Raw genomic sequence first — 19,366 nt, forward strand, 5'->3', positions numbered from 1 at the left:
CTATGAACACTTACGGCAATCATTTGATGACTTTATTCACCCATTCTTATATTTTTAACGGTTCTATATTCCAGTGTATAGTTCTGATAAATTCTTTCTCCACCTTGTCCTGTAGGGGCTTGTGCCAGCAAACCTACTTTTATTGTATCTTCTACCGGGAGGTTGAAGAAGCGCATCATATCAAATTTTTTGCCATCTGTGGAATAATGAAAGGCAAAGGAGTTCCCGGATCTTGCGACCTGTAACCATACTTCATTGCCCTCAATATTACATCCGTTTGCATCATCCGACGTCTGGTTCGTCACCACACTGACAACAGCATGGGTATTAAAATCCGTAAGCTCAAAACAGGCTTTTGCCCAAACCGTTAAATCTTTAAACACCATAATGGAAGCCGAATCGTAAGTATCCTTGAAAGCGTGGCTCGTCTTTACCCTCATCACAAAATCTCCGGAAACCTCTGTATAGAAGAAGGGCGCATTGCTTAGACTTGCAGGTGTAATACCTTCTTCGGCAATTGAACCATTGTTGCAGAAAAAATCACTTTGTGCGGATGCATTCATTATAATGGTATCTTCTTTAAACTTGATGCTTTCCTCATTCAACCACTTATAATTTTTGAAGTTTGCTTGACTCATTGTTTATTCCTCCTAATGAATTCAATCTATATTAAATATCATAAAGAAATACTGACTTAAACAGTAGGATTATAGTATCGATTAAATAGTAAAAAATGAATTTGATATACCGCCTCTAAGTCAGCAGCAGCTTGAGTTGGCGCAAATACGAGCGCAATTCTGGAATGGCTTCCAGATGAGCCTTTAACACTCGCAGCAGGGGTACTAGTACAGCATCAGATTAAAAACAAGGGATTCCTAAAGGCTGTTTGATATGGATTAGCGTTCGTCACCAGCCTTCGATCTGTTCTAATGTATATCGTACCTCAGAATGGTTTAAACGAGGCTCAAACATCCATAATGATGTATTTTGTACATTCAAGTGATAGCTATAAGGCACTTTTCGGCGAATGCTGCGGTTCCTGCTGCACCAAATACACTGAATTCCTAAAACAAGCCTACTTTTTCCCATCCTGATGTATAAAGTGCACTCTAGCTAGCGATCTCTGGCTGCACTAGATTCCTTTGATTACGGCCATAGGCTTGCACTTCGCTACAACATCAGCCAGCTTGGCACCGGTGATACTGTCGATAATTTGGTCCACATCTTTGTATGCTTGCGGACATTCATCCAGAATCGTCTCCAGGGAGCGGTGATTGACGACAATCTCCTCCTCGGTTCCTACTTTGAGCGATTGGCTGAATTCATCCACCGTTACCGCCAGCCGCGTGGCTCTTCTGGAGCGAAGTCTTCCGGCCCCGTGGCAGATGGAATAGAAGTTTTTCAGCCCCTCGTCCCGCCCCACCATAATATAGGAAGCCGTTCCCATGGAACCGGGGATCAGCGCCGGATGTCCGGTTTCTTTATAGACTGCCGTATTGAGAAAATGTCCCGGCGGCAGCGCCCGCGTAGCTCCTTTGCGGTGTACCAGCATAGGCTCATTCCGGTGGAATTCCTTCAGAGCATAATTGTGCATCAGGTCGTACAACACCGGCATTTCAAATTCCGGGCCGTACAGCTCGCGGAATGCTTCCTGAACGCCGAACGCAATCATATGCCGGTTGCTCACCGCGAAGTTTAACGCCGAGTACATCAGGTTCAAATAAGTTTCGCCCTCGCGGCTGTGGATCGGTGCATAATTCAGGTTGGGATCAGGATTGCTTACTCCCCATTGATGCATGGCTTCTTTGATCACTTTGGTGTGCTCCCGCCCCACCATAGCCCCCCAGGCCCGGGAGCCGGAGTGGATCATCACGACAACTCCGCCGTCCACAAGGCCCCACCGGGCAGCCAGCTCCTTCTGCTCCTCGGCAATCTCCAGATATTGCAGCTCACAGAAGTGGTTGCCGCTGCCAAGCGTTCCTAATTGCCCATGTGCATTTTTGCGGATTTTGGGCGGGAGCTGTTCCAGTGCGGCATGGTCATAGCGGAAATTGCTTTGCTCCACATGGGTGATCCATTGCTTGGAAGGGATATACTTATCCGGCAATCCTTCCAGACCGCCGCGGACCACTTCCATAATGTCAATGTCGGCATAGTTGCTGTTAACGCGTTCATTCGTGGGCACATATTTTTCGATCGTTTCTATTAATTTGCGGCGGACCGCTTTGTCCTGCAGATCACTTTTATGCAAAGGGGTCGTATGCACCCGCATCCCACAGCCGATGTCCACACCTACAATCGAAGGTGACACCATGCCGTCTCTCATATTCCACACCGCTGTCGTCCCGATACAGGTTCCAACACCGACATGGGCGTCCGGTGTATATCCCATGTACTTATTGCGGGGAATCCGCAGATTGTTGTCTGCCATTTCGTACACTTTGGCTTCAAAAGACCCGAAGATTTCCGGATTGGCGAACACATGCAGCTTCCCGTGCGGGAGCTCAACCTCATGATGATTACGCCCGTGCGCCTTACTGTTCCAATTCATCTCTTCTTCTCCACCCTCCTGAACATTGTTCTTGACTCTTGAACAACAAAAAAGGCTGCGGACCCGCCCCTTCTCTCTCCGTCCAAAAGGACCAAAGAAAAGGAAACGTGTGCGCAGCCCAGATTCCCGTTCACCACTTCTACGGATGCCGGCTTGCAGCCGCAACCCGCATGGGCACAAGGGACCTGCGCAATACAGGGGTATCGCTGATATAGGGATTGGAAATCTGTTCACTGAAATAACGCGTATCTGAGTTGCGGCGCTGATCGTTGTGTCTTACTGTTAGCATAATCCTGTACCTCCCTTGCCCTCTGCAGGCCCGTAAATTTGTTGACAGCTTACCATGTTATTCCAAATCATGTCAAGATCTAAGGCAAAGGAAGTCTCAGCCTGGAAAATTTCCCGTTCGCCGATCCCAGATACACATCCTGCCCATCGCTCACGATAACCCCGCTGCGGATATCATTATCCCTGGCCTCGGGGTATTCTATGACTGCATCGCCGACACGGTAGAGCATGCTCCCGTCCGATTCACGCAGCAGGATAAGATCCTGGCCGCTCGCCATCAGCAGTTGTCCGTTCCCAAGCAGACGCAGCAGCATCCCGAACGGTTTGACATCATCGCGTGTATACGCAAGTTCCGATACCTGCTGTTTCCACAGCTCCTTGCCTGTCTGCACATCCAAGGCTGTGGCAGCTCCGTTCAGGAACAGATATAGCTTCTCTCCTGCAAAATAGGCTCCGGCCGCGCCGCCTTCCTTCCGCCACAGCTCTTTGCCGGTTGCCGTATCCAGCAGGTAGGTTACATCGTAGCTTGTCCCCGTGTCGAGCTTGTCAGTGTCCTCCTGAACCAGCAGCAGACTGCCGTTCCAGCCGACGATGGAATCTGCAGCTGCCGGTTGTGGTGCGAATCGGCCGATCACTTTGCCGGTCTGCAAATCCACCCGCAGCCGCTCCTTGCCCAGCAGGAACCAGCGTTCCTTGCCCCGACTGTTGAACGGATCTGACCGCTGCGGAAGATAATCCATAGCCGCCTCTTCATAAGGCTCCTCACCCGAAGCTGCACGTTTGCCCTGAACCGTCCAGACAGCAGCCCCGGTACCTGGGTCCAGCGCCGTCAGCTTCTCCATGTTGCGAATAAGCACATAGGGCTCATTGCCGCTGTTCATAATTCTTGAGCCGCTTTTCAGCTGTTTGGTCCATAAGGGTTTGCCATTCACTGCATTTAGGCCGGAAACAACCATAGAGTCGCTGTTATCACCAGAATCGCCATATACAACAATGCCTTCTCCGACCCCGGCCATTGCGCTGAAATTGACCTTATTTTTCTCCTGCGGCAAATATTTCTCCCACACGATACTACCGTCCGCCATACGCAGGCGGCGCAGATGATAGTTATATTCCTTTTTATCGGGGGACAGCGGGGTCAGCACTGTTAAATATTGACCACTCTCATCCAACGCTGTAAAACTTCCGCCATATCCGGCATTAATCTGCCACAGCTTCCTGCCGCTGGCGCGGTCAAGCGCATATAGACTGCTGTCATCATGCATGCCGCTTAAGCCCCCGTCATCCCCGGCAATCAACAGGTGCTCAGGTGTTCCATACCGTAGATACGTAAAGGCCAAATCCCCTTGGTGTCTCCACGTCCAGTTCAGAGCTTTTGAAGACACAGTTTCGATGGTCCGCAAGTGATAACTGCTGAATAAGCCTTGATACGAAGACACTTGCATTTCTTGCCGGCTTTTGGGCTGTATATCCCAGGTCAGATGTTCCAGCTTGCCAAGCTCCGAAAAGGTTGCAGTCAGCTGCGGGTCCATCGTCTCATAACGCCAATCCTTACCAACCCGCAGCGGCTCACCTGTATAATTGAGAGCGAACGAATCTTCCTTGAAGTCGGGTTCGCCCAGCAGCTTAGCCACCGCGGACGGCTCGGACCCGGCTGGAAGCGCAATGTCTACAATGGCCCGGATCGTATCCAGAGCGAGGCCGGACTGCCCCAGGTTGGAGCCAACCTGCTTCCTGGAGGCGATATCGCTATCCCGAATCCACAGCAAAGCAGGGCGAATCGCACGAGACTGGTTATTGAGCTGCTTGGGGACGAGCACAATGCCGTACCAATCCTCCCAACGCAGCAAAGAAATCCACTGGCCGCCGGACGAACTGTCCCTCCACTGGTCTGCCGTCCAGGTCGTTCCACTTCCCGGACGCAGCGACAATTTCGCTCCTGCAACAGGGGTCAGCCTTTCTGGCTCCTGCAGTGTAATGTCTGCCGCAGCTTCCTCCGCGTACCATTCCGGTACCCAGGCCTGCCCGTATTCCGTGTTAAAAGCAAGCCAATCCCCTGACTTTTCAATCCAGTCGTATTTTGTCCCGGGTTCCGCATAGAAAAAAACATCCAGCTTCTCCTTAGCTTCAGCCGGATAAGGCTGGACAAAAAACGGGGCATACCGCTGAAGCTCCATGGTCTTCGGCACAGTCTGTTTCCCCTCAGCGGTCAAGGCCTCAGCGGACACGCCTGTTCCCGCAGTGGAACCTGCTGTCTCCACGGGTGCAGCAAATGTGGAGTCCGGCTTAGCCGCAGCTCCGTTCCCGGCCGTGCCGCTGCAGCCGCTCAGCGTCCCCCAGGCTAAGATCGACGAGGCAATAACCGCTGTATAACGATATATTTTGTTCATCAGAAGTGTCCTCCTTGTACAAAAGCCTACAAGATTAGACGCCCCCAATATCCTAAAAGTTGCTAATTTCCGGAAGAGAATGGCTTACTGCACACCTCGCGGCAGCCCCCGCTTGGTCCGGGACAGCGGTTCCGGCTGAACTTCTCCCTGAAGGGGTTCGTTGTCCGAGAACAAATCGGGATTGTCGGCAAGCATCCGGCTGAGGATGGCCGTTGTTTGCACCGTTCCGCATATCCTCACTTCCGCATCACCGAAGGTTCCCATCCGCAGCGCACCGCCCGCCTTAAGCATGGGCTCCACTTTCCAGAAGTGCTGCGACCAGGAGAGGCCGCAGTGCCGCCGTGAAGGAACAGGGATTTCCCTGCCATCCGGCGTCAACGTGTAGAGCGGTTCCGGTTCGTCCGTCATGCGTCCGGGAATGTCCAGCCATTCCTCAATTCCGTGAATAAATGTATTCCGCCGCAGGTCCACACCCAGCAGCATAATGTCCGCTTGCCGGTCCAGCAGCTTGCCCCAGACCGAACCCCGGGCACACGGGGTATCCCAGCGTTCATCGCCTAAGGTGAATGAGGCAGCATCCGCACCCAGCGCAGCTACCGAATGGGTCGGGTGCCAGGAACGGATGACACCCGGCCGCTTCCGGAATAATTCCGGCAGAATCCCCACACAAGACGGGGAATCCAGCACTGAAAAACGCGGATTCTCCGCATCTATATAAGACCAGGTATGCGTGGGCAGCACCAGCAGCCCGCCCTTCATATAAGCTGAGAGCGCATCGAGTACGGTATCTGCACCTCCCTGCACCTCGCCCACGCTTTTCAGCGAAGAATGGACAAGGAGGGTACCTGCCGGGTTAAGCCCCATAGCTTCCATTTGTTTCATTAAGCTTATTTGGTTATGCATGCTCCTTCTCTCCCCTGTTCAAAGCGTATACCCAATTATAACGGAATGCAGGGCGGCATGCCTGGGGGCAAGGGCTGATCCTGCACTTGCATTTTTTCCATTTTACTATTAAAATGAAAGTAACTTAAAATTAATCATGTACTTTCCATTGGAATTTCGATTTAAATCCTTACGTAACCAAACAACTAACCTGGAGGTCCTACCCATGAGCTTAACACTAAAAGGCTTGCACCACGTATCCGCCATTACTGCCAAAGCCCCGGAAAATTTCAAATTCTACACCGAAGTGCTGGGCCTGCGCCTGATCAAAAAAACCGTAAACCAGGACGACATCTCCGTTTATCATCTATTCTACGGGGACGAGCAAGGCAATCCCGGTACGGAGCTGACCTTCTTCGAGCTGCCAATGGCCGGACGCAACCGGGACGGAAACAACAGCATTTCTGCACTCTCCCTGCGTGTGCCAAGCGATGCCGCACTTGCCTATTGGGCACAGCGGTTCACGGAGCTGGGCATTGAGCATGGGGCCGTTGCCGAACTCGGGGGACGATTGACGTTATCGTTCCGCGATCATGAAGGCCAGCGTTTCCTGCTGGTGTCGGACGAGAACAACGCCGGTGTTGCAGGCGGCAAGCCTTGGGCGAAAAGCCCTGTTCCCGCCGAATATGGCATTATCGGCCTTGGCCCTGCGCATCTGACCGTGGAATCTGCCGAAACGTCAGCGGTGGTTCTTGAAGAGCTGCTGGGATTCCGCCGCAAAAGCACGTACCCGTCCACAACGCCCGGACAGCCCGATGTGATTGTGTTCGAGACCGGAGAAGGCGGCTCAGGCTCAGAGGTACACTTGGAAGAGCGCAATGATCTTCCGCAAGAGCGTCTTGGCCGGGGAGGGGTGCACCATGTGGCATTCCGTGTAGACAACGAGGAAGAATTGAAACAGTGGGTCGAACGTATAAGTACATTCAAGCTGCCCAATTCCGGCTTCGTAGACCGTTTCTACTTCCGTTCCCTGTACTTCCGCGAGCCGAACGGCATCCTGTTCGAGCTGGCGACCGACGGGCCGGGTTTTGCTACCGATGAGCCCATCGAGCATTTGGGCGAATCGCTGGCCCTGCCGCCATTCCTGGAGTCCAAACGCGCCCAGATTGAGGCGCATCTGAAACCTCTGGATACGCGGCAATAAGCGTACAAGATGACTATAGGGCTGTCCCATAAGCCATGAAAATAGCTGCTTGGGACAGTGCGCTGATCGTAGTGTGAAGGTGACGGTCAAGTTGTAATAATATCCCAGCCACACAGTTCCCACAACGTAAAACAGCGATTCTCTTGGTAACGGGAGAATCGCTGTTTTGCTGACTTTGTTCGGGTATTCTAAAAATGATGAAGGCCTTTTGTTGCCTGCTGTACGGCAGCTGACCTTAAATCTCCGACCAGGTAATGGTGAAGTTGTTAAAGCCGGGACGGGTCGCCGAAGGTGAAGCTGTGATGGACAACGGGCTCATCCCGCCCAATTTGCCGCTAATCTTGATGGAACTCGCTGTGATGGACTGTGATTCATTATCCAGCCCTTTAATCCGTACATACTCACTGTAGACGAATCCCATAGTTTCGAGCGTTTCCTGGGACGAATAGGTAAAAGCTACTTTTTGTACGCCTCCCGAGTTGGTATCCACGGTGGTTGAGATCAAAGCATCCTGCGGAATCGGAAAGTCCTTCGGCAGATTGACCGGCCGTGTCTTGCTGGTCACCGGCGTTGGCGCAGGCGTCGGCGCAGGCGTTTCGCTTCCGCCGGTGCCGGCCGATGGAGTAGCGGACGAACTGTCTCTGCCGATTCTCACCTTATAGTTGGCGGCATCGTACGTAATCGGCACCTTCAGAGCGTCCGAGATCGAACGGACCGGCAGATAGGTCAACCCATTGTAGGTGATAGGTGCAAGGGTTTTGCCATTGCCGTCCTTTAGCCAATAAGGCGTGCCGTCGACAACAACTCCGATGCTGTGATTCAGGTAAGCCTTGATTTGTTCCAATTTGGCGCCTGCATAGACCCCGGCTGATCCGGTTACGGTCACGGTGGCGACAAAAGCTGCAATCATCCATTTCTTCTTCGTAGTGATCCCCTCCAGGGTATAAAATTTGGGTCCTAATCTATTAAACACGGGTACAAATTTTTAATCGCTTTTAAGGCTGCTGCTTCTGGTTCATCCGGATTTACCGATTCCCGCAATCTCCACAAGCTCCGCTAAATCACGGATTTCATAGGTAGGCTGAATCCCAGGTATACCGGCCTTGGCCAGCGGATTAAACCAGCAGGTGTCGATCCCGTAGTTGATTCCGCCTTGAATATCCGAAGTCAGGGAGTCGCCGACCATCAGCACTTTTGTCTTGTCTGTAAGGCTCAGCTTGTCAAAAGCATAATCAAAAATACCCGTCTCCGGCTTTTGAAAGCCCGTTTCCTCGGAGATAATAATCTGCTCAAAGGTATCCGACAGCGGCGAGCCGGCAATTCGGGCTGTCTGCACATCTTTGATTCCGTTCGTGATCACTGCAAGCCGGCATTCCGCAAGTGCCCCGCACAGTTCAACAGCTCCCTGGATCAGGTAGGTCCCCTCCCCCAGAAACTTCAAATACGCGGTACTAAAAGCTTCCGGATCAAGCTCCAGACGGTGCGCGGCAAACAAGCGGTTGAACCGCTCGACCCGCAGTACCGCGGAAGTCATCCGCCCCTGCTCCAGGTCCTTCCATAAAGCGCTGTTAATCTCCTTGTAGCTGGCTGCGTAATCCTCCGCTCCCGTAGGCAGTCCAAAGTGGACAAAAGCATTCAGCAGCGCCTGACTCTCCGCCATTCCGTAATCAAACAAGGTATCATCCGCATCAAATAAAATGACGTCGTATTTCATCTCTACCCCCATATTGTCTTTTTCCAAAAGTACTATACCTTTGCAGGGGAAGTCAAACTTGCAGGGTTACAAGTCAGGGCCGCTGACGTGCGGCGAAAAAGGACACATCATCGACAAGTCCCGCCTTTTTGCGGTATACTTCGGGAAGTAAGCCTTTTTACAATTCGAACAAATGGAAGGTGAGCATCATTTTATACGTTTTTTCGTTTCTGATGTCGTTTCTGATTGTCTACCTGCTGATTCCTCCGCTCGGAAGATTGGCATTCCGGCTTGATTTTGTGGACAAACCCCGCCAGGACGTTGAACGCAAAATACATAGAGAGCCCATCCCCCTCACAGCCAGCTATGCCATATTCATCGGATTTTTTCTTACATATCTCACTTTTGCACGTGATTTCAGTATCGAGACCGTCGCCTTGTTCGCAGGCGGTGTACTGCTGTTGACCATCGGCACCATTGATGACTGGTACAAGACGAAAGGCAAGGATTTCCCGGCACTCCCGAAGTTCATTGTGCAGATCTCCGCTGCGGTGCTGGTGTATCTCTCCGGAAATGCGTTTACGGGATTCTTCAATCCATTCTCGGGCGATTACATCGTCCTGCCGGTGGTATTGCAATTCCTGCTGACTATTCTCTGGATCTTTGGTGTAACTACCGTTATTAACTTCTCGGATGGCATGGATGGCTTAGCCGGCGCTCTCAGCGCAATATCGGCTGTTACTCTGTTCATCGTAGCGCTATCCAAAGGTCAAACGGCTTCCGCCATTATGGCCATATCTCTGGTAGGGGTTACCATTGCTTATCTGCGTTACAACAAACCTCCTGCCAAAATCTTTATGGGCGACGCCGGAGCCACCTTCCTCGGCTTTATTCTGGCAGTCATTGCGCTTGACGGCGCTTTTAAGCAGGCTACGGTCCTGTCGATTTTCATTCCGATTCTGGCACTGGGCGTGCCGATCTTTGACAATATCTTCGTAGTCATCAAACGTGCCATTCAAGGCAAGTCCATCGTACAGGCTGATGCCACCCAGGTTCACTACCGCCTGCTGCGGGCCGGACTAAACCAGAAGCAGGTCGTTGCCGTGTTGTGTCTTGTGAGTGTATGCCTGTCCTTGTCCTCGATTATCCTCCTGCTAATCCAGGCCTAGCAGCTCACGTGCCAAAGGAGTGCGAACCAGATACGGTTTGCACTCCTTTTTGTCGTCTCTTCATATTTCGGAATCCTGCAACTATTAGCGGAGGGCACCCGACATAGTATGAAAAAGGGGAGAGCCCCTAGGCCCCCTGCTCCGCCGTATAATCAGATAGCCTCCGGTAGATGCCGATAATCTCTTCCATCGGCATCCGCACCAGGCCGCTGGAGGAAGGCGCCACAAATTCACGCACCCCATCCACTACGGGCTCGGTGTCCTCCTGAAACCCCCACTCCGCTTTGCTTCGGCGGGCAAGCTCCGTATACACGCCCTTGCCCACAAAGCAGGCGACCTTCGGCCGGTACTGTTCCAGCTTCGCCCGCAGCAACTCCCGGCCCGTATTGTATTCTTCCCGGGTAATATCGTCGATTCCACGCGTCGGACGGGCCACGATGTTCGTGAAGCCGTAACCGAGCTTCAGCAGTTCTCCATCCTCTGCCGCCTCATACAGACGCGGCGTCAGACCTGCCTTATGCAGAATCCGCCAGAAGTTATTGCGCGGATTGGCATAATGATGCCCCACCTCCCCCGAGCGCAGGCTCGGGTTAAAGCCGATAAACACAATCTGCAAGCCGTAGTCCAGATGATCCGGCACCTCTTCCATCGGGCTTCCCCTCCTTGGCGGTTATCATTTGATATGTTCCCGTGCCTGTGGCTCGTATACGGCGAGGCAACCGGGCGGAACCGTGTCCGCCAGCCATACTTCATTCCCTGCATAATAGAAGCTTACACCGAGCCGGGCAGCTTCAACCGTATCCACGGACAACAAGACCAGCTTACCTCTGCGGCTTCCGGCCAACCCGGCAAAATGGACCCCCTCCGACAGATGGACATACCGTCTCCCCATCGGCCGCAGCCCTTCATCCATAATGACTGGCAGCACGCCTTGATGCGTGCCGTGCATCAGAACAGGCGGCGGTGTGCCCGGGGTATAAGCCACCTTCGTGTGGCTGTGCCCGTAGCGTGCTTTAATCCGGCCGCCTTCAATCTCAAAACGCTGCTTATCGCTGTTCGCTGTAACCTGGCGGAGGTCCGCCTCGGTTACCTTGGACCATTTGGACGCAGCAGTGATAACATTGAGCAGCTCCTCCAGCGTACAGGACCCGTCTTCAGGATCCAGCACCAGACCCTGCCGCTCCGGCTGGTGCCGCAGGAGCAGCGTCATGTATTTGCTGAGGGAAACCTCAGCGGCGTGGCTTAACATTTATCTTTCACCTCTATCGGATGTTTGATTTGTATTATTTTAAGAGTGGAAATATAGATTGAACCTAAAAAATTAAAAATATAGGAATAGTGACGAAGGGGGATTTTGGAACTGGAGGAGCGGTAGTGTCCGCCTTTGTCTGCAGATTTCAACTGCGAACCACGTTATAAATAAAGAAATCTGCAGATGGGCAGCGGCCGGAAGTCCAAACATTCACCATAGTCACGATCCACTCCTATATAGAAAAGTTCCAAGTTCAGTTTATATAGTGCCCAGACCTTCCTGATTCTGCTATGATAAACAGGTAATTATTTCATTACTTTCATAGCAGGAGGTTCTATTCATGTTTCAATATCAGATTATTTCTCCGACCGCCATCAATTTAAAATATGAATATGGAGGCGAATATTTCACCTTCAATCTCTTCCGCAAAGATGAGGTATGGATTCTTCATCCGTTTGATGGAATCCTTTTGGGCAACCAGGCCATGTGCGTGCTGGTTGTACAGGATCTTTTCACCAATAAAGCCTTCCAGGTCATGCTTGCGAAGGAGAATATTCTTTTTTCAAATTTACGCTCATCGGTGGATTTGGATCATCCCAACATTCCGATTGCTGCGAGCAACGACCGCGAATCCTACGAAGATCCGGACGACGATCTAATGGCCTTTGTTCAGCAGCATACGATTGAAGAAGTGATCGCCTACGAGCATGATCTTGTGAAGCAGCGGGTTGCTTTTTATAAGGATATTTTGCAGCGCATGTTCATGGATGATCTCGGCCCTTCCGACCGGGAATTTCAAAAAGTACAGGAAATTGTCCGCATCTACGAGGATGCGGCTGACAGGCTCTCCAGACTGAACGGCACAGATCTGAATCTGGGAGACCGCCGCAGATGGTAGCCGCACTATCTTCCTTCTTCATTTCTCTTCCGAAAGGCTGATTTCAATGACTATCTCGTTAATCAAAGGACAAAAAGCAGACTTGACCAAAGCTAATCCTCTGCTGTCCACCCTCATTGTCGGCATGGGCTGGCAGAATAACCACGCTGCCGTGGAGGTTGATTTCTCAGTGTTTCTACTGACTGCAGAGCAGAAGGTTACCAGAGATGAGGACTTGATCTTCTACGGCAACCCGTCCGGCCCCAATGGGTCCATCTCTGTAATGGATAATGCCTCGGATACCTTTGCGGGTGCAAGCGATTTGACCCGGCTTTCCGTCGTCCTCAACAGCATCCCTCCGCAATATGAGCGGGCTGCCTTTGCGCTGACCATCTATGAAGGGGAGCGCAGACGGCAGAATTTTTCGCTTCTGGAGAACGTGTATATCCGGATTATCGATTCCGCCACCGGCAGCGAGCTGATCCGCTATCCGATCAATCAAGATTTCTCTGTAGAAACCGCGATTGTTGCAGGTGAATTATATAAATACAAAGGCGAGTGGAAGTTCAGCGCCATTGGTTCGGGTTATGCCGGCGGTCTGGCAGCCTTGTGTGCAAGCTACGGTATAGAGGTTCAGAACAATGAGGGCAGCAGCCCCCCGGCAACTCCCTCCCCGGAGCCCAGGCAGGAAACCTCCACTCCCCCGCAGCCAAACAGCATTCCCTTTGATTTCAGCAAAATCGTCCTAAAGAAACGCGGAGATGCGATTAACCTGCAAAAAGGTACCGGCCCGATGGGCGAGATCCTGGTCAACTTAAATTGGAATCAGCGCAAATCCTCCGGCTGGTTCGGCAGCAAGGGGGTAGATTTGGACCTCGGCTGCCTGTTTGAGCTGAAAAATGGCATGAAGGGCGCCATTCAGGCCCTTGGCGAGTCTTTTGGTTCTCTGAACCGCTCTCCGTTTATTTCCCTCGATGGAGACGACCGCACCGGCGCTGTGAGCACCGGAGAGAACCTGCGGATCAATGGGCACTATCTCCATGAAATCGAGCGGATCGTCATTTTTGCCTTTATTTACGAAGGCATCACCAACTGGTCTGAAGCGGACGGCATCGTCTCCATCAAGCAGCAGGGCGGCCCGGAGATCGAGGTTCGCCTGGACGAGCATAACAACAGCAAGGGCATGTGCGCCATCGCCATGATCCGCAATGTCAATGACCAGACGTTCAGCGTGGAGCGGCTGGTCGAATATTTTGCCGGGCACAGAGAGCTGGATCAACGTTATCATTGGAACCTGAAATGGGAAGCCGGCAGCAAATAACAAGGAGAGCATCAGATTAAAAATAAGGGATTCCTGAAGGCTGTTGATATGGATTAGCGTTCGTCACCAGACTTCGAGCTGTTCTAATGTATATCGTACCTCAGAATGGTTTAAACGAGGCTCAAACATCCGTAATGATGTATTTTGTACATTCAAAGGATAGCCATAAGGCATTTTTCGGCGAATGCTGCGGTTCCTGCTGCACCAAATACACTGAAACCCTAAAACGAGCCTACTTTTTCCCATCCTGATGTATAAAGTGCTCTCTAGCGATCTCCGCCCTAGGCTTACAGCGTACCTCCCGGAAGGTGGCTTTCTCCAATGCGCTATCTATTCCCGCCTTTTAACTGCTGATGCTGACTAGGAGAGGCATTTTTGCCTCTCCTTTTGGCGTCTGCGCCCAAATCGGCTCATTCTGAGGCATTATTGCCTCCTAATCTGGCATCTGCGCCGGAATTGACTCATCCTGAGGCATTATTGCCTCTCATGCTGGCGTCTGCGCCGGAATCCCCTACAAGCGCGGATCGACCGGATCGGACTCCAGGGCCAATGCGGCCAGCACGCATTCATGCACACGCTCCAGCGGCTCCTTGCGGATGAAACGTTCCACCGATTCTACGCCCAGGGCGCTTTCCATGAGGGCATGGCGCTCTTTTTTGCCTGTCTTGCGCTGTTTGAGGCGTCTCAGATTCTCGGGCTGGAGATAATCAATTCCATAGATAATATGCAGATACTTTCGCCCTCTTACCTTGAGGGCAGGCTGGATCATGCGGCTGCCTCCATTTCTGAATATAAAGGTCCCGGGCTTAATGACGATGCCCTCATGCCCTTCTTCTGTCATGTCCTGCCACCAGCGGATCACCTCAGCTTCATCCGCCTCGCTGGCGATGGTCCGGTATTCGGTCTCCAGGAACAACGAAGACGCCCGGGTGAGCTCACGGCTGTGTTCCATGTGCCAGACATGTGTTTCCCCGAAAAAGGTCCGATTGCTGTGCGCCAGCGTATGAAACGGAGCAATCCGGATTCCCTCCAGCCCGTCCACATCCCAGCAATATTTCTGGAAGGCCTCGCGAAACGTCTGGGCACTCTGCAGCTTCTCCTCCATCTCGGCAATCCACTCCGTCACCTCACGTCCGTCTTGTTCGGCTTCACGCAGTTTCCCTAGCAGCTGCTCACGGTCCATCACTGCCGCCTCGGCTACATGGGCGTATTGAGCGGAGATCAGCTCACGCGCTTTCAGATTCCAGGGTACAATCTCCGCATCAAGCAGCACCAGATCCGTATCGTTATGATCGAAATAGGCAGCTGCCCGCAGGTCGGCATTCAGCTTGCCGAGCACCTCGGCTTCAGTCTTGGCGTCAAAAAAAGCCCGGCCTGTCCGTGTATATATAGTTCCCAGCGTAGGCCGTCCGACATAAGCCTGGCCTGCCTGCTCATCACGGAATAACAGCAGAATAGCCCGGCTGCCCATGTGCTTTTTCTCGGCGACCATCGTTTGAACGCCCTGGGCACGGAAATAGGCAATCGCTTCACGGGGATGCTCTAAGTAAGCCTCATCGGCGGCAACGTCCGGGGGCGGGCTCATGGTCGGCGGCAGATACACCAGCTCCTCCAGGGGAATGGTATAGTGCGAGACGGTATCCAGCGCAGCCTTCACGAGCTCCCCGCGCACCTTAACCTCGCCGTAAAGATCGGTCTGTACAGCGTAGCCATCCACGAACTTGCGCAGATTCGGCGGCGAAAAACGCCCCCGCTCCCAGCGGATCAACGGGCTGTCCGGGTCGGCAGCATAGTCGCGGTGCGCCTTGACGCTGATGAACTGCTGTTCGGGATAGCGGTAGGCCGTAAGTGCTCCGCCAAAGACCACCCCTTGGTCGATATTCACTGTATTCTTAACGACCGCCGGATACGGCCGGGGGTCATGACCCCAGACAATAATTTCACCGGAATTATGGTGGACATACCATTCTTTGCGTACCGGTGCCGATTGTCCTGCTGTGAATTCCGTATCGCCGTACCGGCAGAAATCCTGTATCCGCTTCGACTGCTTGCCGATATACTCATCACGGATGCCCGCATGAGTCACCACCAGCCGCCGCACACCGTCCCGGCAGAACAGCAAATGGCCGGGTGCGGACAGCAGGAACCGCTTCAGCTTCTCCCGCAGCCCGTTCGCTGCTTCCTGTCCCGCTTCTTTCGCGTACGCTTCGAGTTCAGCTGCAACATTCTCGTCGCCATGGCTGAGCTCCACCTTGCGGCCGTCCAGGTACCGGGCAATCTTCCAGCCGTGGTTGCTGTCGATCATCCGGGCGATCCCGGCATCGACATGCCGCATCCAGAAGCTCATGGTACGCAGCGACTGCGGCCCGCGGCTCATGATATCGCCCACGGATACCAGTTGGCGTCCTTCGGGGTGCCGGTAGAGCCCCTCCCTATCCGGCACATATCCAAGCTGGTCCAGCAGCTCGATCATCTCGTCATAACAGCCATGAATGTCTCCTATGATGTCCATCCCTTCGCCTATTTCGACCAGGAGCTGGTTCTCACGGCGCTTGAACTGTAGCCCGTCCGTGGTTTTGATGAAATATGTGCGGTCGAAGCCTTCATCGCGGATTCCCCGCAAAGAACGCTTCAATTGTCCGAATTGCTGCTTCACCCGCTGGCGTCCGCGCGGATGATCACGTCCGGCATCCCGTTCAAGCAGCGTGGCTTCCGGAAGGTCCAGCACCCAAGCGGTACAGGGCACATCATATTGCTGGGCCAGATCAATATATTTCTTGCGGTGTTCGGCCTGCAGATGCGTAGCGTCCACTACCGTAAGCTTCCCCAGACGGCAGCGCATGGCGACGATGGTATTCATCGCTTCAAAGGCCAATTCTGAAAGCCGCTGATAATCGTTATACACTATATCCGCTTCTTCGCGCGGACGGTGCTTCCAGTCGATATATTCCTCATCTCCTACCAATATGCGGTACGCGTCCGAGGACACCGCTTCGGAGGGCCGAAGCGTACCTTCTTCCGTCAGCCGCTGAATCAGGCTGGTCTTCCCGCTGTTCGAAGCGCCGATCAGCACCACGATCCCCGCATGCGGGAGGGAAATCACCCGCTGTCCTTCTTGCCGTTCCTGCTCTTGTTCTCTCATACTTCGCTCTCCTTTCTGGTGAATACGGCCATCTGTGTGGGGTACCCGAACGCTTCCGAAGGTTCGCCAATCCCCTTGCCTTCCACCGAGTAACTGTATCGCTCACACCATGAGCCGCACCAGCCCGAGAATTGTTTGCGGCTCCACTCAAAGCGGTGGTCATTATGCCGCATAGTCCCGGCCTCCATCTCGTAGAACTCGTTATACTCCTTGTTCGGCGTGGTAAGGATCAGCACCTTCGGAGCATATTCGGCCAGGATGGTCTCCATCACCCGGGCCAACCGGTGTTCATCAATATGCTCAATAACCTCGCACAGAATCATCACATCCTGATTCCGCAGCGATTCGTCATAATAAAAAAGCGAACCGGTTACCGGAGTCGGCACGGTGACTCCCGGCTTGCCCTCAAGCTTCGCGAACCGCTCCATGGCCCGCAGCTGGGAAACCGCCGAAGGCTCTACCGCATAGATCCGTTTGACACCCGGAACACTGACGAGTCTGGCTGACAGTTTGCCTTCACCCGAGCCGAAGTCTACAACAGCAGCTTTGGAGGGCAGGGCCTCCACAGCATCAGCAATTGCTGCATACCGCAGGTCGTTCAGTCTTACTTTAGGCTCTTTGGTCTCTTCCCCATCGGATGATGCCTGCGTTTCCTGTGTTTCCTGCGGCTTTTGTGCATCTGATGCATCCGATTCCGGGGATGAACCCGGCAAGCCCCTGCCGAACTCTTCATACTGCTTAATCAGGTTCGCGAACCGCAGCGAACGTTTGAGAATCAGGCCCCGCTGCGGGTGGCTGTCCAGCCAGCCTTCACCATAACGCCGGATCTTGTCGATTTCATCCCCGCTGATGAAATAATGCTTATAATCGTCCAGGGCCGGAATCAGGACGAACAGCTGCCGGAGTGCAGTCTGAAGCGTCTGCTCGCCGCGCAGCCGGATTCGGCGGACTGTGCTGCGGCTTTTCAAGTCAAAGGAATAGACGCCGTCGCCCCGCGTAATCTCTATGTCATAGCCAAGGGCGGTGAACAACTCTTCTACTATACGGTCAGGCAGATTGGAGGCTACAGGTCCAAAGGTCAGCTCCAACCCGAAGCGGTGATCTACCCATGGCAAATATTCCTCCTTTGGCCTGCCGTTCAGTGCCGTTCCCAGCGCAGCGCGGATATAGGAACAGAACAGGCTGCTCGTGACGAACTCCCTGTCGTTGATATACTGTGTAATATCCTCCGGGGCGGAGGGCCCCCTTACGAAATCAATCGGATCAGGGGTGGCATAAATCACCGCCTCGGTCTCCACTTCCGAAGCAGAGGTGAACACAATGCGCACTCTGGCTTCTTTGTCCGTACGGTCATACAGATTATAGGGATTCTTGGCCAGCAGGCGGGAGAGCATTCCCGCTCCTTCACCTTGCGCCTTGATGATTAGATGCATGTTCTTCTTCACTCCTTCTGAATATCATGTATAGCCATAATGAGCTAACGCGTCCAGCGGCTGTCCGCTCCCCACACTTCCAGAAGTGCGGAACGGAACAGCTCATCCAACACATCCCTGGGAACGCCCTCACTCTGTCCAAACCCGGAGGCCTCTTCTTCAAAATGGGCTATTTGCTGTTCCAGATACTCATTGATTACACCAAGACGCGGCTCCAAGTCCAGCTCGTCCCCGGACATTTTACGTGCCAGCAGCTGCTGAATGGTACCATACAGCTCCGTTCCCTGCGGAATCAGCTCATCTACCAACGCGCTGAAGGCAAGCGGCGGCGCTTCATGGTATCTTTCAATCCAGGCACAGGCCAGGATCGGTCTCAGGACGTAAAAATATTTCTTACTCTTGACCTCGGCGCCCTGTAAATATTGCCGATTATTGCCCCGGGCCATGTGTAAATAGTGATAAATGCAGGACCTGGGGGAAAAACTCTGCGGCGAGAGGGCACGAATACGCTCCGCCACCGTATAAGATTCCTCGTAGCGGATCGGCGATTGCAGCCATTCCAGCAGCGGCGGATTGGATTTAAGGAACAATTGCAGCCCTTTGCGCAGATCCCAGCCGTTGATATCCAGCAGGTCGCTGATGGGACGCTCAATGACATCCCGCTGCTCGAAGATTGACAAATACGCTTCCGGCCGCCGGACATACAGGAACCGGACATCGTAATCGCTGTCCTTCGACGGAAACCCCCAGGCGCGGCTGCCTGACTCGCAAGAATACAGAATACGGACCTGCTCCTCCGACTCGATGGTCCGGAGCTGATACATTATCGATTCATGAATCGTGGACATATGTATTTCTCCCTTCAGATCTTCTCTTCATTCACCCCATAAACAAAAAAGGCCATGGACGCTTATCGTCCATGACCGGGCTGCTGAGTGTTATAGCACACCTATTTAGATAAAAATAACTTAAGTTATTTTACCGAAAATAAGTACACCTGTTCAAAAGACAAGGCTCTTGTCAGGGCAGCAGAGGACTGGACGGCAGCTAAGTTCCGGAAATATAGCATATTGCTTGGTTTAGAATATCTATACTCATTCATTAGCCTGACCTCCTCTGCCCGTCTCTATAGTCTCAAAAGCATAAAGCACCTATCCAGTTATT

General features: G+C 52.9%; 16 protein-coding genes. 4 read left to right on the top strand and 12 right to left on the bottom strand.

Annotation, left to right across the window (positions count from 1 at the left end):
- Positions 1-32 precede the first annotated feature (32 nt).
- The 5 genes from IEY53_RS15230 to IEY53_RS15250 form a co-directional block, all read right to left on the bottom strand.
- Positions 33-638: a DUF1349 domain-containing protein gene (locus tag IEY53_RS15230; protein ID WP_189026293.1), complete on the bottom strand. Its 606-nt coding sequence runs from the start codon at positions 636-638 to the stop codon at positions 33-35.
- A 494-nt stretch (positions 639-1,132) separates the two neighbouring features.
- Positions 1,133-2,551: an RtcB family protein gene (locus IEY53_RS15235; protein ID WP_189026295.1), complete on the bottom strand. Its 1,419-nt coding sequence runs from the start codon at positions 2,549-2,551 to the stop codon at positions 1,133-1,135.
- Between the two features lie 139 nt (positions 2,552-2,690).
- Positions 2,691-2,840 (bottom strand): hypothetical protein, encoded by a 150-nt coding sequence (locus IEY53_RS15240; protein WP_189026297.1) that lies wholly within the window; start codon positions 2,838-2,840, stop codon positions 2,691-2,693.
- Between the two features lie 79 nt (positions 2,841-2,919).
- On the bottom strand, positions 2,920-5,229 hold the full coding sequence (locus IEY53_RS15245; RefSeq protein ID WP_189026299.1) for an outer membrane protein assembly factor BamB family protein: 2,310 nt from the start codon (positions 5,227-5,229) through the stop codon (positions 2,920-2,922).
- Positions 5,230-5,313: 84 nt separating this feature from the next.
- A complete protein-coding gene (locus tag IEY53_RS15250) occupies positions 5,314-6,132 on the bottom strand; it encodes an AAC(3) family N-acetyltransferase (RefSeq protein ID WP_189026301.1) in 819 nt (272 codons plus the stop codon).
- 205 nt (positions 6,133-6,337) lie between these two features.
- On the opposite strand from IEY53_RS15250, the gene IEY53_RS15255 reads away from it, so the two are divergent.
- Positions 6,338-7,315, top strand: coding sequence for a ring-cleaving dioxygenase (locus tag IEY53_RS15255; protein WP_189026303.1), 978 nt, complete (start codon positions 6,338-6,340; stop codon positions 7,313-7,315).
- A gap of 235 nt (positions 7,316-7,550) precedes the next feature.
- Here the strand turns inward: IEY53_RS15255 and IEY53_RS15260 are convergent, their stop codons facing one another.
- Together IEY53_RS15260 and IEY53_RS15265 are read right to left on the bottom strand one after the other, a co-directional pair.
- Complete coding sequence (locus IEY53_RS15260) at positions 7,551-8,288, bottom strand: stalk domain-containing protein (RefSeq protein ID WP_189026305.1); 738 nt, start codon at positions 8,286-8,288, stop codon at positions 7,551-7,553.
- 42 nt (positions 8,289-8,330) lie between these two features.
- Positions 8,331-9,029, bottom strand: coding sequence for a YjjG family noncanonical pyrimidine nucleotidase (locus IEY53_RS15265; RefSeq protein ID WP_189026307.1), 699 nt, complete (start codon positions 9,027-9,029; stop codon positions 8,331-8,333).
- A 212-nt stretch (positions 9,030-9,241) separates the two neighbouring features.
- Between IEY53_RS15265 and IEY53_RS15270 the strand changes: the two genes are divergently transcribed.
- Complete coding sequence (locus tag IEY53_RS15270; protein WP_189026450.1) at positions 9,242-10,177, top strand: MraY family glycosyltransferase; 936 nt, start codon at positions 9,242-9,244, stop codon at positions 10,175-10,177.
- Positions 10,178-10,304: 127 nt separating this feature from the next.
- Here IEY53_RS15270 and IEY53_RS15275 read toward each other — a convergent pair whose 3' ends face one another.
- Together IEY53_RS15275 and IEY53_RS15280 are read right to left on the bottom strand one after the other, a co-directional pair.
- A complete protein-coding gene (locus IEY53_RS15275) occupies positions 10,305-10,826 on the bottom strand; it encodes a mismatch-specific DNA-glycosylase (protein WP_189026309.1) in 522 nt (173 codons plus the stop codon).
- Between the two features lie 24 nt (positions 10,827-10,850).
- On the bottom strand, positions 10,851-11,426 hold the full coding sequence (locus tag IEY53_RS15280) for an RNA 2'-phosphotransferase (protein ID WP_189026311.1): 576 nt from the start codon (positions 11,424-11,426) through the stop codon (positions 10,851-10,853).
- Between the two features lie 343 nt (positions 11,427-11,769).
- Here IEY53_RS15280 and IEY53_RS15285 point away from each other — a divergent pair, with 343 nt between their 5' ends.
- Positions 11,770-12,327, top strand: coding sequence for a hypothetical protein (locus IEY53_RS15285; RefSeq protein ID WP_189026312.1), 558 nt, complete (start codon positions 11,770-11,772; stop codon positions 12,325-12,327).
- Positions 12,328-12,373: 46 nt separating this feature from the next.
- Positions 12,374-13,627 carry a TerD family protein gene (locus IEY53_RS15290; RefSeq protein ID WP_189026314.1) on the top strand — a complete coding sequence of 418 codons (1,254 nt, stop codon included), beginning with the start codon at positions 12,374-12,376 and terminating at the stop codon, positions 13,625-13,627.
- A gap of 511 nt (positions 13,628-14,138) precedes the next feature.
- On the opposite strand, the gene IEY53_RS15295 is transcribed toward IEY53_RS15290, so the two are convergent.
- The 3 genes from IEY53_RS15295 to IEY53_RS15305 are packed head-to-tail and all read right to left on the bottom strand — an operon-like array spanning position 14,139 to position 19,050.
- Positions 14,139-16,769, bottom strand: coding sequence for a polynucleotide kinase-phosphatase (locus IEY53_RS15295; RefSeq protein WP_189026316.1), 2,631 nt, complete (start codon positions 16,767-16,769; stop codon positions 14,139-14,141).
- Positions 16,766-18,202: a 3' terminal RNA ribose 2'-O-methyltransferase Hen1 gene (locus IEY53_RS15300; RefSeq protein WP_189026318.1), complete on the bottom strand. Its 1,437-nt coding sequence runs from the start codon at positions 18,200-18,202 to the stop codon at positions 16,766-16,768. The genes IEY53_RS15295 and IEY53_RS15300 overlap by 4 nt, the downstream gene beginning before the upstream one ends.
- A gap of 44 nt (positions 18,203-18,246) precedes the next feature.
- Complete coding sequence (locus IEY53_RS15305) at positions 18,247-19,050, bottom strand: nucleotidyltransferase domain-containing protein (protein WP_189026320.1); 804 nt, start codon at positions 19,048-19,050, stop codon at positions 18,247-18,249.
- Positions 19,051-19,366 lie beyond the last annotated feature (316 nt).

The organism is Paenibacillus albidus (assembly GCF_014644435.1).
GTDB classification, from domain to species: domain Bacteria; phylum Bacillota; class Bacilli; order Paenibacillales; family Paenibacillaceae; genus Paenibacillus_AQ; species Paenibacillus_AQ albidus.